The 14,261-nt window shown below is 65.2% G+C and carries 6 protein-coding genes; 3 read left to right on the top strand and 3 right to left on the bottom strand.

Annotated features, from left to right (window positions below; all coding sequences use genetic code 11):
• Window positions 1-23: 23 nt before the first annotated feature.
• The 3 genes from J0M27_RS17060 to cutA are packed head-to-tail and all read right to left on the bottom strand — an operon-like array spanning window position 24 to window position 2,774.
• A complete protein-coding gene (locus tag J0M27_RS17060) occupies window positions 24-620 on the bottom strand; it encodes a riboflavin synthase (RefSeq protein ID WP_294994446.1) in 597 nt (198 codons plus the stop codon).
• A 26-nt stretch (window positions 621-646) separates the two neighbouring features.
• The gene (gene dsbD, locus J0M27_RS17055) at window positions 647-2,425 is read right to left on the bottom strand and encodes a protein-disulfide reductase DsbD (protein ID WP_294994444.1); all 1,779 of its coding nucleotides are present in this window, start codon (window positions 2,423-2,425) and stop codon (window positions 647-649) included.
• 1 nt (window position 2,426) lies between these two features.
• Window positions 2,427-2,774, bottom strand: coding sequence for a divalent-cation tolerance protein CutA (gene cutA, locus J0M27_RS17050; protein ID WP_294994441.1), 348 nt, complete (start codon window positions 2,772-2,774; stop codon window positions 2,427-2,429).
• Window positions 2,775-2,864: 90 nt separating this feature from the next.
• Here cutA and J0M27_RS17045 point away from each other — a divergent pair, with 90 nt between their 5' ends.
• From J0M27_RS17045 to J0M27_RS17035, 3 genes are all read left to right on the top strand, one after another.
• The gene (locus J0M27_RS17045) at window positions 2,865-3,758 is read left to right on the top strand and encodes a hypothetical protein (RefSeq protein WP_294994438.1); all 894 of its coding nucleotides are present in this window, start codon (window positions 2,865-2,867) and stop codon (window positions 3,756-3,758) included.
• 225 nt (window positions 3,759-3,983) lie between these two features.
• A complete protein-coding gene (locus J0M27_RS17040; RefSeq protein ID WP_294994435.1) occupies window positions 3,984-5,693 on the top strand; it encodes a ShlB/FhaC/HecB family hemolysin secretion/activation protein in 1,710 nt (569 codons plus the stop codon).
• Window positions 5,694-5,805: 112 nt separating this feature from the next.
• On the top strand, window positions 5,806-14,199 hold the full coding sequence (locus tag J0M27_RS17035) for a GLUG motif-containing protein (protein ID WP_294994432.1): 8,394 nt from the start codon (window positions 5,806-5,808) through the stop codon (window positions 14,197-14,199).
• The last annotated feature ends 62 nt before the right edge of the window (window positions 14,200-14,261 follow it).

Genomic DNA, 14,261 nt, shown 5'->3' with positions numbered 1-14,261 from the left:
ACCAGTGTGAGAAACGGCGCATTTTACGCCGCGTCGGGATTCAGCATCCGCTCCACGTAGCGCGCGATCAGGTCGATCTCCAGATTCACCCTGGCACCCGGATGCAGGCGCTTCAGCGTCGTCACCTCGACGGTGTGCGGGATCAGGTTGATCGAGAAGCGGCGCCCCTTGACCTTGTTGGTGGTCAGCGACACACCGTCGACCACGATCGATCCCTTGCGCGCGATGTACTTCGCCAGCTTCTTCGGCGCCTTGATCACCAGCTCGTGGGATTCGCCGATCGGCTCGAACTTTTCCACCTCGCCGACGCCATCGACATGGCCCGAGACAAGATGGCCGCCGATGAAATCCGACAGGCGCATGGCTTTTTCCAGATTCACTTCACCGCCCGCCGCATCGAGACCGACCGTGCAGTCCAGCGTCTCGCGCGAGACGTCGACCTGGTAGCTGCCTTTTTTCTTTGCGATCACGGTCAGGCAGACGCCGCCGTGGGCGATCGAATCGCCCAGCGCGACATCGGCCAGCTTGAGGCCGGGGGCTTCGACGGTGAGGCGCAGGCCTTTTTCCAGCGGCTGGACGTGGCTGATTTTTCCTACGGCGGTGATGATGCCGGTGAACATGGGAGGCTCCGAAGTGGTTGGCGGATTCAGCGCAGGACGCGCTCGAGGGTGGGCAGGAATTTGTCGGCCGGAACGAAGCCGACCACGCGCTGGTCGCCGAGCTCGCTGCCGGCCGTGTTCCAGAAAATGATGCCCGGCGGGCCGAACAGGCCGAAGCGCTTCAGCAGCGCCTTGTCGGCGTCGTTGTTGGCCGTGACGTCCGCCTGCAGCAGCACCATCTTCTCCATGCGCGCGGCGACCTTGGCATCGGCGAAGGTGAAGCGCTCCATTTCCTTGCAGCTGACGCACCAGTCGGCGTAGAAATCCAGCATCACCGGCTTGCCGGCGGCCTTTGCCGCGGCGAGGCGGGCATCCAGCTGTTCGACCGTGACCACGCGCTCGAAGGCGGGCCCGTGGGCTTCGGCGGCGATGCCGCCGCGCAGAAAGCCCAGCGGCTGCAGCGGGTCCTTCGCGCCGCCCAGAACGCCCATCAGCATCGCCGCGCCGCCCAGCAGCAGCACCACGCCGAGCCCCTTGCCCAGGCGCTGCCAGCCGTGCGCGTTTTGCGGCAGGGGGTCGAGCGCATGCAGGTAGATCGCCGGCACCACCAACAGCAGCGCCCAGCCGAGCATCTGGACCCACAGCGGAATCACCGGCGACACCAGCCACAGCGCGGTGGCCAGCATGATCACGCCGAAGAATTTCTTGACGCCTTCCATCCATGGTCCGGACTTGGGCAACAGCGTGCGCGAGAAGGCGCCCACAAGCAGTAGCGGCGCGCCCATGCCCAGCGCCATGACGAACAGCGCGCTGCCGCCGAGCACGGCGTCGCCCGTCTTGGCGATGTAGAGCAGGGCGCCAGCAAGCGGCGCGGCGACGCAGGGGCCGACGATCAGCGCCGACAGCGCGCCCATCAGCGCGATCGCGGGCAGCGAGCCACCCTGTTTGTTGGCCGTGTCCGAGACGCGGCTTTGCAGTGCCGCCGGCAGTTGCAGTTCGTAAAAGCCGAACATCGACAGCGACAGCACGACGAACACCAGCGCGAAACCGCCCAGCACCCAGGCGTTCTGCAGCGCGGCCGAGAGCAGCGTGCCGGAAAGGCCGGCGGCGACGCCCACCGCGGCATAGGTCACGGCCATGCCCAGCACATAGGCCAGCGACAGCATGAAGGCACGCAGGTGGCTCACGGCATGACCGTGATTGACGATGATGCCCGACAGGATCGGGATCATCGGGAACACGCAGGGCGTCAGCGAAAGCAACAGGCCGAAACCGAAGAAACTAAGAAGCACCAGCGCCAGGTTGTCGCCCTTGAACAGGCCGGCGATGCGCGAGGTTTCGTCGCCGGTGGCAGTTTTTTCGTCGGTGGCAGAAGTCGGTGCCGGCGCTACGGCAGTCGCGGCGGCTGCCGGGGTGGTGCCGGCCGGTGGCATCTCGATGCGTGCCTCCTGGTTGATCGGCGGGTAGCAGATGCCGCCATCCCAGCAACCCTGCGAGACGGCCTTCAGCGTCACTGCACCGGCGGCGTCGACCGGGATCAGGATCTTCACCTCCTTGCGGTAGACCTCGACATTGCCGAAGTTCTCGTCCTCCTTCATCTTGCCGGGCGGATATTTCGGCGTGCCCAGCGTGCCGCCCTCGGCCGCGAACTTGAACTTGTCGCGATACATGTAGTACTGGTCGGTGATCTGCCAGCGTGCTTCGATGGTCCGGGCGTCGATAGCCCTGGCCGAGAAGCGGAAGGCCTGCTCGGGCGGCAGGGGTTCTTCGGCGTGCAGCAATGCCGACAGGGAGAGCAAGAGGAGGAACAGCAGGCGCATCAACATGTCAGGGATCTTTCGGAGGGGCTTCGGCCCGCGTTTCGGTGACGACCCAGTTCAGGTATTCCGGCAGGGCATGGGCGATTGGGACCGCGATGATCTCCGGAAGTTCATAGGGATGATCGGCCCGGATCGCCGCCTCCAGCGCAGGGTAGCCTTGCGGCGTGGACTTGATCAGCAGCGGAATTTCCTGTGCGCCTTCAAGCCTTCCTTGCCAGCGATAGACCGAGCGACAGGGTGCGAGGATGCTCACGCAGGCGGCAAGGCGCCCTTCCACCAAGCGCGCCGCCAGCAGTTGTGCGCTGGCTTCGTCGGGCAGGTTGGTTATCACCAGCAGGGCTTGGGCGGCGTCCATCGGCATATTCTACCTTCCGCCTGCGGCGCTTCCGGGGCGTCTGCCCTAGAATCGGGACTCGGATTGCATGTCCGCACGCAGAGGCATGAATTGAGCAAGCTATTGACCGGATTGATGGAAGCGGAACGCAAACGGCGGCAACTCGCGGCCACTACCCCGCTGCCGCCTGTCGGCGGGAATGCTGTCGCCAATGGCGACGCCGGGTCGTGGATGGTTGCCGACAGTACCGGTCTGGTCGATGAAGAGCAAGCGGCGCTGGCGTTGCGAAGCCACATCGAACAGGAGTTCGCTTCCGCGCAGGCCGCCGCCGCGCAACTGGAGGCCGATAGATCGGCTGCGGCTGCGCTGGACAGGCGCATCGAGAATGAGTCGGCGGCGCTTGCGAAAGCGCAGCGTGAGGAACGTCGCGCTGCGGAGCTGGCCGCCGCTGCCGCCGTACGCGCGGCGAAGGAGGCGGAGCTGGCTCGCCTGACGAGGGAACGTGCCGCAGCCGAGCGCTGTGCCGCAGACCGCGCCGCCGCCCAACTGCAGGCAGATCGTGCCGCCGAAGCCGCCGCCCGGTCACGCGCTACCGCCGAGGAGGACGCGCGACAGCAGTCGCGACGCCGTGTCGAGCTGGAGGCCGAAGTCAGTCGAGCTGCGGCGCAATCGGCGCGCGACCGGGTTCCCGGCCGCGAAGCGAACCCGACCGTCAACCCTGCAGTCGTCGGGTCAGTGGCTGTAGCCTCGCGGGAGGCAGATCAACGAGACCGAGGGCAGCCCGTGGCATTCGGTCGCGTGGTCGTGGTGGCGGCGCTGGCGATGGGCATTGGCCTGTCAGCCGGGTTCTGGCTGGCTGGGTCGGCGCAAGTGCCGCCTACTCCACCCGTTTCGGTCGGAAACCCGCCTGCCGCAGCAGACCGTGATGCACCCTACCTGCGCCTCGACCACGAACTGCGAGCGGTGCCTGGCGGGACACCGCGAAGCTTGAGTGCCAAACCCTGACAGGTGCTCCGGCCTGCGGCATGCGGCGTCGAGCGCCGAACGCACGGCAACGGTGGCTCAATCCCAGCGCGGCCGATAAGTGGCGTACAAACAACACGTTGGCATGGGTTCCTGCCCCTTGCTTGTTGGACGGTTGCTGATACACTCGAAGCTTGGTATTGTTGTCGGTGAGAAAATGGTTTAACTGCGAATTGCTATGTTGATGTTTGTATTGAGGATTTATTCATGACGAAAGTCTTCGTCGGACTTCTGGCTGCGGCCATTCTTGCCACCGGATCGCCAAAAGTAGCGTTGGCGCAGGATGCTGCTTTCGATATCGTGCGGTTTCAGGTGGAAGGAAACACCATTCTGGGCGCCGACAGGGTGCAGGTACTCCTGGCGCCTTTTGTCGGCAAACGCAAGGTTTACGGCGATGTGCAGAAGGCGCTCGAAGCGCTGGAAGACGAGTTTCGCCGCCTCGGTTTCGGCACCGTGCAAGTGTATGTGCCGGAGCAGGAACTCACCACCGGTGTGGTCCGCCTGCTGGTCAGCGAAGGCGTGGTGGGGAAGGTCACCATCAGCGGCAACAAGCATTTCGACGATGCCAACGTGCGGGCCAGCCTGCCCCAGTTGAAGGAAGGGGTCGCGCCCAACATGCGCCAGTTGTCGGAAAACGTCCAGCTGGCGAACGAAAGCCCCGCCAAACAGCTGGAAGTCACGCTGGGAGTGAGCGAGGTGGAGGGCAAGGTCGATGTCAAGGTGGAAGTCAAGGAAGAAGACCCGGAACGGTTCTACGTGACACTGGACAATTCCGGCACCAAGGCCAGCGGCAAGCATCGCGTCGGCGTGTCCTACCAGAATGCCAACATCGGCAACGGTGACCAGGTTCTGACGCTGGCCTATACCACGGCCGTGGATCCACCGGGCGGCATGAAGATTCTGTCGAGCCGTGTGTTCCCGTGGCAGGACGACAGCGGGGTCAAGGTCGATATTTTCAGTGTTGGCTATCGTCTGCCGCTCTATTCGCTGGGCGGCAGCGTCGATTTCATCTTCGGCAGTTCAAGCACTAATACGCCGAGTGCCGCAGTGGGCCTGGGGCCCGCCATCAACGGCAAGGGCAAAGTCTTCGGCGTGCGCTACAACCACATTTTCCCCCGCGCCGGGGAGTACACATCGCGGCTGGTGCTTGGTTTCGACTACAAGTACCTCAACTCCCGTTGCACCAATCCGGCTACCGGAGCGCCTTTCACGATTGATCCGCCGACCGCGACGGCGGGCTGCACGCCGCACACCTTCAGGCCGGTTTCGGCTACGTACAGCGGGCAATGGCAAAAGCCCGGCGAGGCGATCGACTTCAATATCGGCTTGGTGCACCACTTGTTCCCGATGGGGACTGAATACGTCTTTGCACCCGCGGCGCCCGACGCAGGAGGTACCGACCGGTATTCGGGGCCGTCGGGTTACCGGACCAAGGACGAATTTTCCGCGTTGCGTTTCGGCGGCAGCTACGCCGCGGCTGTCGCCGGTGAATGGTTGCTGCGCGTCGCCGCCAACGGCCAGCATGCCAATAACGCGCTGCCTGCCGGCGAGCGACTCGGCCTGGCCGGGCAGAATGCCGTGCGCGGCTTCCTCGAGCGCGCGGTGGCCGTGGATCGTGGCCTGGTCGCCAACCTCGAGGCCTATTCGCCCGACATCGCGGCCAGCCTGGGCGTGCCCGGAAACCTCAAATGGCTGGTGTTCTTCGATGCGGCGCGGGGCTTCAACCTCAACCCGTCGACCAACCAGAGGGTGAACATCGCTTCGCTCGGCCTCGGTTTGCGCTACAACCTCAAGAAGGACATCAGCGCCCGGGTGGATATCGCCCGCGTAATGGATGGCGTCTGGCCGAATGGCGCCCCCAATGTGGCGCTGGAAGGCGACCTTCGCGGACATTTCGCTCTGGCTTTCGGCTTCTGAGCGTTAGTCCGGTTGGTAGGGCGCGTGAATTATTCCCTCGCATCGGGGAGAGCTTGGGGATATAAGTGAATAATGAGTGGACGGCTGTTCCGTCCTTTTGGAGTTTGCACCCATGAGCCACAAGAATCTGCCCCCCAATAATCAGTCTCGCTTGCGCACCTCGGTTCGTCTGGGCGTAGCGGCAGTAGCCGCCTGTTTCCTGACGGCACCGGTGCAATCGAACCCGGTGAATCCGGTGGTGGTGAATGGTACGGCCAGCTTCAACCAGGCCGGCAACAGGCTGACGGTGACCAACAGCAATGGCGCCATCATCAACTGGGACAAGTTCTCGATCAAGGCCGGGGAAACCACCCACTTCGCCCAGACGGCCGCCTCCAGCACCGTGCTCAACCGGGTGCTCAACGACCCGACGGCGATCTACGGCACGCTCAGCTCCAACGGCAAGGTCTGGCTGGTGAACCCGGCCGGCATCATGGTCGGCCCCGGAGGACGCATCGACACCGCCGGCTTCGTCGCCAGCACGCTCAACATCAGCAACGAGAACTTCCTCGCCGGCCGCAAGCTGTTCGACAACATCCCGGGTGCCGGCAACGTCATCAACCAGGGCGAAATCAGGACGCCTGCCGGCGGCAGCGTCTATCTGATCGGCAGCAACGTCGCCAACGAAAGCCTCATCAGCACCCCGCAAGGCGAGACCATCCTGGCTGCCGGTGCCACCGTCAGTCTCGTCGATAGCGCCACGCCCGGCGTCAAGGTCGACATCACCGGCGCGGCGGGCAATGCCACCAACCTCGGGCAGATCACGGCGGAAGCCGGACGCATCGGCATCGCCGGCGTCATCGTCAGGAATAGCGGAACACTCAACGCCAGCAGCGTCGTCAGTGAGGGCGGACGCATTTTCCTCAAGGCCACCAAGGCGGTCCAGCTCGATCCCGCCTCGATCATCCGTGCCGATGCGGGGCAGGACGGCAAGGGCGGCAATATTCTCGTCTGGGGTGGCGAAACCGCCCATGTGGATGGCAGCATCAGCGCCCGCGGCGGCAGCGCGTCCGGCGATGGCGGCTTCATCGAGACCTCGGCGCGCAAGCTGGGCATCGCGACCTCGGCGCGCGTTGACACCCGGGCGCCGCACGGCAAGGCGGGGACGTGGCTGCTCGATCCCTACGACTTCCTCATCGATCCGGACGAGGGCGACATCACGGGCGCGGCCCTTTCGGCGGCGCTGGAGTCCAACGATGTGCTGGTCCAGACCGACGACGGCTCCGCTTTCTGCACAGGCGTCGTGGGCTGCTTGGGGGGATACAGCGGCAACGGCGATATCTTTGTCGATGACGGAATCACTTGGACCAGCGGCAATCAACTGACGCTTTCCGCCTATCGCAACATCGAGGTCAACCAGCCGATCAGCGGCGGCAATGGCAGCGTCGTTGTCCTGCGCGCCGACAACACCGGAACCGGCACGGGAACCGTTATCAAGGGCCCCAGCGGCACGGTCGGTACCGGGGCTGTCAAGCACTTGCGCATCTACTACAACCCCGAGAGCTATAACTCGCCCGAGGTTTTCAGCGACCTGGCCCCGGGCGGGTACTTCGCCTGGATGCTGGTGAACGACGCGATCAATCTACAGGCGATGGCGGACAATCTCGCCGGTGTCTATGCCCTGGGCAGGGACATCGACGCGTCGTCCACCGCCTTCTGGAACGCGGGTGAGGGCTTCCTCCCTGTCGGCGACACGACGACATCCTTTACCGGCCAACTCGACGGGCTCGGGCGTACCGTGAGTGGCCTCACCATCAATCGGCCAGGCATGGACCACGTCGGCCTGTTCGGCGTCGCATCGGGCGCCGCGATCAAGAACCTCACGCTGGACGCCAGCACGATCACCGGGCAGTACTACGTCGGCGGCCTGGTCGGCAGCCTCGACGGCGGCAGCATCGACAGCAGCCATTCCTTGTCGGCGTCGATCGCGGGTGTCCAGGGAGTCGGCGGGCTGGCCGGGCAGATTTACGGAAACGCCTGGGTTTACGACAGCACCAGCAGCGGCAGCGTTTCGGCCACCGATACGCAGGGCAGTGCCGGCGGCTTGGTCGGCCTCATGGCCTGCTGCGGCTCACCGACGATACAGACGAGTTACTCTTCGGCGGACGTGAATGGCGTAGGCAATCTCGGCGGCCTGGTCGGCTGGATGCAGAACGGCCAGATCATCTCCAGTGGCGCCTACGGCGACGTGACCGGCGGCGGTGACAACGTCGGCGGCCTGGTTGGGAAAGCCGGGCAGGACGACGTCGGCAGTCCGGCCGTGATCTCGAACAGTTCGGCGAGCGGCTACGTCAGCGGGGGCATCAACGTCGGCGGCCTGGTCGGGGAGAACACCCCGTACAGCGTGGTCACCGATTCCTTTTACGGCAACGCGGATGTCGACGGCGGCGCCAACGTCGGCGGCCTGGTCGGCAACAACGGCGGCACCATAGTCAATAGCACGGCGCAGACCACCAATGTCACTGGCGTGCGGGATGTGAGTGGCCTGGTCGGCTTCAACAGCGACGTTGGTGTGGTGACCAATTCGCACTACGACGTAAGCGATGTTTCCATAAACGGCGCCAACCGGGTCACGCAAGGCGCCCTTTACCACGACCAGTTTGTCGACTGGATCAGCCACGGCATGACCTTGAACATCGGCGACTACGCGGCGAACCTGCCGCTGGTCGGCGGCTACCACGAAATCAACAGTCCCGTCGGACTCAAGGACCTGCTCGGCTTCGCCGGCACGCCCGGCTTGAAGTTCAAGCTGGTCGCCAGCATCGACCTGTCGGCCGAGACCGACGGCCTGCACATACCCTACTTCGCGGCAGACGAGCTGGACGGCGCAACCCATTTCGTCACCGGCTTCAACCTGAGCCTGCCCAACACCCACGTCGGCTTCATCGGTCGCCTGGATGTCGGTACGGTCAAGAACATCGGCATCATCGGTGGCAGCGTTTCGGGGGATGGCGGCGTCGGCGGCCTGATAGGCCTGAACAAGGGTGGCACTGTCAGCAATGCCTACAGCACGGCAACCATCACGGGCGGCGACGGCTACGACATCGGCGGCCTGGTCGGCTTCAACTCCGGCGGCACGGTGTCGGATTCCCATGCGGAGGGCAACGTAACCGGCGGGGCGGGCAGCACCCGCACTGGTGGCCTGGTCGGGGCGAATTTCGGCACCATTGCCAATTCGCATGCCACGGGCACGGTCAGCGGCTGGCGCGAAGTCGGCGGCCTCGCTGGCGGGCAAGGCGGCGACATCAGCAATTCCTGGGCGACCGGTGCGGTCAGCGGCACCGGCGACGACGTCGGAGGCCTGGTCGGCCATGCCTGGTATGGCAGCATCAGCGACAGCTACGCGACCGGCAACGTCAATGGTGCAGGTAGCAACACCGGCGGATTGATCGGCTACAACGGATATCCCGGCTTCAGTCCGGGGGTGAACCGCAGTTATGCCACCGGCACGGTCACCGGCACCTACGAAGTCGGCGGATTGGTGGGCACCAACAGTGGCGGCACCATCACCGATTCCTACAGCATGGGCAGCGTGATCGGGGACTACGATGTCGGCGGCTTGGCGGGTGTCGTCAACAGCGGCGGCTCGATCATCCATTCCTACAGCACGGGCCCGGTGAGCGGAACCATCCATGCCGTCGGCGGGCTGGTCGGCCGGAATCAGGGAAGCATTGGCAACTCCTACAGCACCGGCAGCGTTACCGGCAACATCTACGGCGCGGGCGGACTGGTGGGCTTGAACTACAACGACATCGACAGTTCCTACAGCACCGGCCCGGTCAATGTTCCGTCGAACTCGAGGATCGGTGGGTTGGTGGGGTGGAACCACTACGGCGTCATCACGAATTCCTACAGCACCAGCAGCGTGAGCGGCCTCAACGAAGTCGGCGGACTGGTGGGTTACACCAATTTCGGCAGCATCAGCAATACCTACAGCACGGGCAGCGTGAGCGGCGCCAGCCCGGTCGGCGGCCTTCTGGGCCTGAACGACGGCGGCGCGGTCACCAACAGCTTCTGGGACACGACGACCTCCGGTCAGCCTGACTTGTTCGATGACCGCGGCACCGGACTGACAACCGCGGAAATGCAGACTGCGGCGACATACATCCCAGCCGGCTGGTCGGCGACTTACTGGAACATCGCCGACGGGGCCTATCCGACGCTGAAGAACATGCCGGTCATGGCGGGATGCGTCGGTTACGACAACTGCTGGACCGGCGCCGTCGACGGCCTCTGGGCCACCGCCGGCAACTGGACCGCGGGCCTGCCCGGCGGCAGCCAGACGGTGAAAATCGACGTCGCCGGAACGCCGACGATTTCGCTGGTCGGGGTCAACCCGAGCTTCGGCAGCCTCTGGCTGGCCGAGAACCTCGACGTCGATGCCGGGGTCACGTTCAACCTGTCCAACCTGTTTACCCTCGTCTCGGGCACAACGACGCTCGACGGCACGGCGACGGTGCCAGCCTACGTGCAGACCGGCGGCACGCTGGCGGGCAGTGGAAGTATCCACATCACCAACAACTACCTGCATTCCGGTGGCGCCATCGATGGCACCAACATCACCCTTTGGATTACCCAGGCATCGGGGCCGCTCAACTTCTCGGCGAGCCGGCTCGGCTCGGCCAACCTTAATGCCAATGCCATCGTGCTCGGACCGATCGGCCAATCGGGTGGACTCGGCATCACCACCGACAGCCTGCAGGTCACGGCGCCGGTGTCGACGGGCCTGATGACCCTCTACCCGAAGTCCTACGCGACGATCCGGCTCGGCAGCGCCACCGCGAGTACCGTGAGCCTGCTGCAGTCCGACCTCGACAACCTGACGGTGGGCGAGCTGCAGGCCTTCGCGCTGAACCTGGAGGTGAACAACGGCCCGAGCACGGTCACGCTCGCCAACTTCGATACCGTCCAGCTCGGCAGCCAGGTCAGCATCGACTCGCCGCTGGCGCTGACGCGGCCGGGCAGCGCGCTCTACCTTAACGCCAAGCGAATCGACATCAACGAAACGATCGCGGCCGGTGCCGGCGGCGTCTTCCTTGGCCAGAACGCCAGCAACGTGGCTTACCTGGTCGGCGTCGGCGGCAAGACCTATCCGACGGATACAGTCGAGTTGAGCAACGCCGAACTCAACCGCATCCTCACCACCGGCCCGGTGACCATCGGCGATCCCTACAACGCCCACAACGTGAACCACGGACCGATGCAGATTGTCGGGCCGATCGACCTGACCGGCATCACTTCGCAACTGCGCCTGGTCGGCAACGGCATCACCCAGGCGCTTGGCGCCACGATCACCGTCCCGCAACTGGCGGCAGATGGTTACGGCAGCATCAGCCTGCCCGAAGTCAACCAGGTCGGTACCTTCGCCGCGAAATCCGCAAACGGCAGCATCAGCTTCGCCAGCGCCGGTCCGCTGGCCATCGGCAAGGTGGAGACCACCGCGTCGCCGTACAATTTTGCGACCACCGGTGTGATCGCGCATGCCGGATCTCCGGTCACGGTCACCGCGGCCGGCCCGCTGACCATATCCGCGGCGGCTGGGCAGCAGGTCCCGGTGTTCGGGGCCGAGGTCTGGCTCAACTTCAACGGCGACCTCTCGCTCAACGCCGGCCCCGGAGGCCAGGCCTATGTCGAGGCCGCAGTGCCGGCCACGATCCATCTCGACTTCGCCAACTCCGCAGGCCAGGTCAGGTTCAATGGCGTCGTCGCCACGGCCCCGACCAACGGCCTGGCGGGTCCCGGCACGCCGGACTTCATCGGTTTCTGGGACAACGGCATTGCCGCAGTGGAAGGGAGCACCCTGCTGCTCGCCAACACCAGCTTCTCCTTCGGCGGCATTTCCTGTCCCGGCTACGACAACTGCTGGACCGGCGCCGTGGATAGCCTTTGGGCAACGGGCGGCAACTGGACGGCCGGCCATGCGCCGACCGGCAGCGAATCGGCCAGGGTCGATGTCGCCGGTACGCCGACGATCTCCATTCTCGGCGTCAATCCGAGCTTCGGCAGCCTCTGGCTGGCGGAAAACCTCAATGTCGATGCCGGGGTTTCCTTCAGCCTGAGCAACCTGTTCACCCTGAATGCCGGCACCGCGACGTTTGACGGCACAGCCAGTGTCAATGGCTATGCCCAGACCGGCGGCACACTGGCCGGCAGTGGCGCCTTCACTGTCACCAACGCGTTCTCGCGCGGCGGCGGCGGCATTGATCGTTCCGGCGCCATGTACATTACCCAGGCGACAGGCAACCTGGCGTTCTCGGCGGCCAACGTCGGCGCCCTGAGACTGCGTGCCGCCAGCGGCAACGTTTCGCTTGGCGCGGTGACCGCCGGCGGCGACGTGTTCGCCGCGGCGGGATGCAATCTGGACACATCGGCCAGGATACGGAGCGAGGGCGCGATCACGCTCGCCTCCGGCGCCATTCACGACGGAATGGCCTATTCCCCATCGGGCTTCGGCGGCGATATCGTGCTCGGCGCGGGCAGCGAACTGAGCACGGGCGATGGCGTGACCTACAACGGCAAGAACATCCTGCTGGTCGCGCTGGCTGGCAGCGATGCCCGGGGCAGCATCACCCAGAGTCATGGAAGTAGCGTCGGCGGCGATACGGTTTCCTTCCATGGCAGCGACAGCGTGACCCTGGAAGGCAATGTCACGGCGGTCGACTATTCGCCAGCCTCACTGAACGTCTTCGCCGGCACCGACTATCTTGCACCGATGAGCCGGACGCAGTATGGCGGCGACATCCTGATCGGCGGCAATCTCGATGCCCAGGACATCAACCTCACGGCCAACGCCGGGTTGTCCGGCACGGCGGCCGTCGTGCAAGCGCCGGCCTCGCTGATCAACGTGCGCGGCGGGCAGATGACCGCGACGGCCCATGGTGACGTGCTGCTCGATGGCACCACGATCGCGCACGACGCCTCCGTGACCCTCATCGCTGGGTATGACAGCATCGGGGCCGGAGATATTGCCGGCAAGAACGTCTCGCTCGGTCGCATCGAGGCTGCCGGGGCCTACATTACCGCCACGGGGGCGATCCTCGACGGCAACGGCGGCGATCCCAACATCGTCGCCGCATGGATCGGTGGGCCGGTCATCCAGTTGCGCAGCAAGGGTGGCGGCAGCCCCGGCAGTGCGGCGATCAGCGCCGACACGGTTACCGAGGGCAGTATCACCGCGACCGTGGACGTCGGCGCGGTGAATGGCGGCATCGACCTGCGCGACTTCAGTGCCACGGGGCCGGTCGCGCTTGCGCTGTCCGACGGCGCCAGCAACCAGCCATCGGTCGCCTACTACCAGGACGGCGATCTGGCGATGGGCGCCGGGCACACCTTCAATGCCGGCAGCGGCGGCATCGTGATCGGCAGCGGCGGCTCGATCAGCGGCATCCAGAGCAGTCGCTTCGGCGGGGCGCCGACGCAACTAACGCTGATTGCCGACCAGAACATGAGTCTTTCGGGCGCGCTGAGCTTGGCCGCAACCCATGTCGGATTGTCGGCGGCCGGCACGCTCGACATCGGACAGGCGCTGAATGCCCAGCATGTCACCCTCAGCGCCGGTACCCTCAATGTCGGCGCCGCGGTTAGCGCGTCGGGCGACCTCAGCGCCGGCGCCGGCATCATCAACATCCACGGTGGCATGAGTGCGCAGCACGCCATCATCGGTGCCGGTACGCTGAACATCGGCGGCAGCGGCGGAGTCCATGCGTCCAGCCACCTGTTGGCGGTCGTCGCGGGTGACGCGACCATCGCCGGCGGCTACCTGACGACATCGAGTGGCGACCTCGAAATGCTCGTGGGCGAAAATCTGACGATAGGCAATGCCGGCCACGGCGGGGAAATCTGGGCCGGCCATGGCCAGTTGAGTCCGCCCTTCGCTGACGCCAGCATCGCCGTCGGCGGCAACCTGACGCTGAACAACGCCGCCCACATCAACGCCGCCAACGATGTCTTCATCGACATGCTCGGCAGCGCTTCGGTGCTGGCGCTCAACACTGGCATCGGCGGACCTTCCTACATCCTGTCCGACATTGGCACCGGCGTGATCGGTACCGCCTACCTCAGCTTCCTCGGTCGCAGTTCCGGCGGCTTGCAGCTTGACGGTGTGGCTACCACCACGACACGGGTGGGCGGCAGCGGCATCTACGCGCTGAATCTGTCTACACCCGCGACACCCGGCGCCGGACTGCAGATCGAGTATGGCGCGGGAGGCGGCGGCGACAGCATCGCGGCGCAACTGGTGACAGCAATACAGAAGTCCGTCGAGGACGCCGCCACCGCCTCCACCCCGACCGACGATGCCACGCCTGCGACGCCGCTGGGCAGCGCCGCCGACGGCTGCACCGAAAACTGTTTCGGCGATGACGAGGAGCAGGACGGGAAGAAGAAAAAAGACAAGTCCGCCGGCGAGGGCAAGGACGGCAAGAAGGAAGACAAGCCGGCGCAGAAAAAAGTCGCCCAGTGCATCTGAGGCGGCGTGGCAGGCGCGGTGGCATCCGCTGCGCCGTGTCGCCGGCGCCGACTCTTGGGGGT

Origin of the sequence: Sulfuritalea sp. (assembly GCF_017302275.1) — a bacterium.
Classification (GTDB): Bacteria; Pseudomonadota; Gammaproteobacteria; order Burkholderiales; family Rhodocyclaceae; genus Sulfuritalea.
This window is presented reverse-complemented; position numbering and strand designations above follow the sequence as displayed.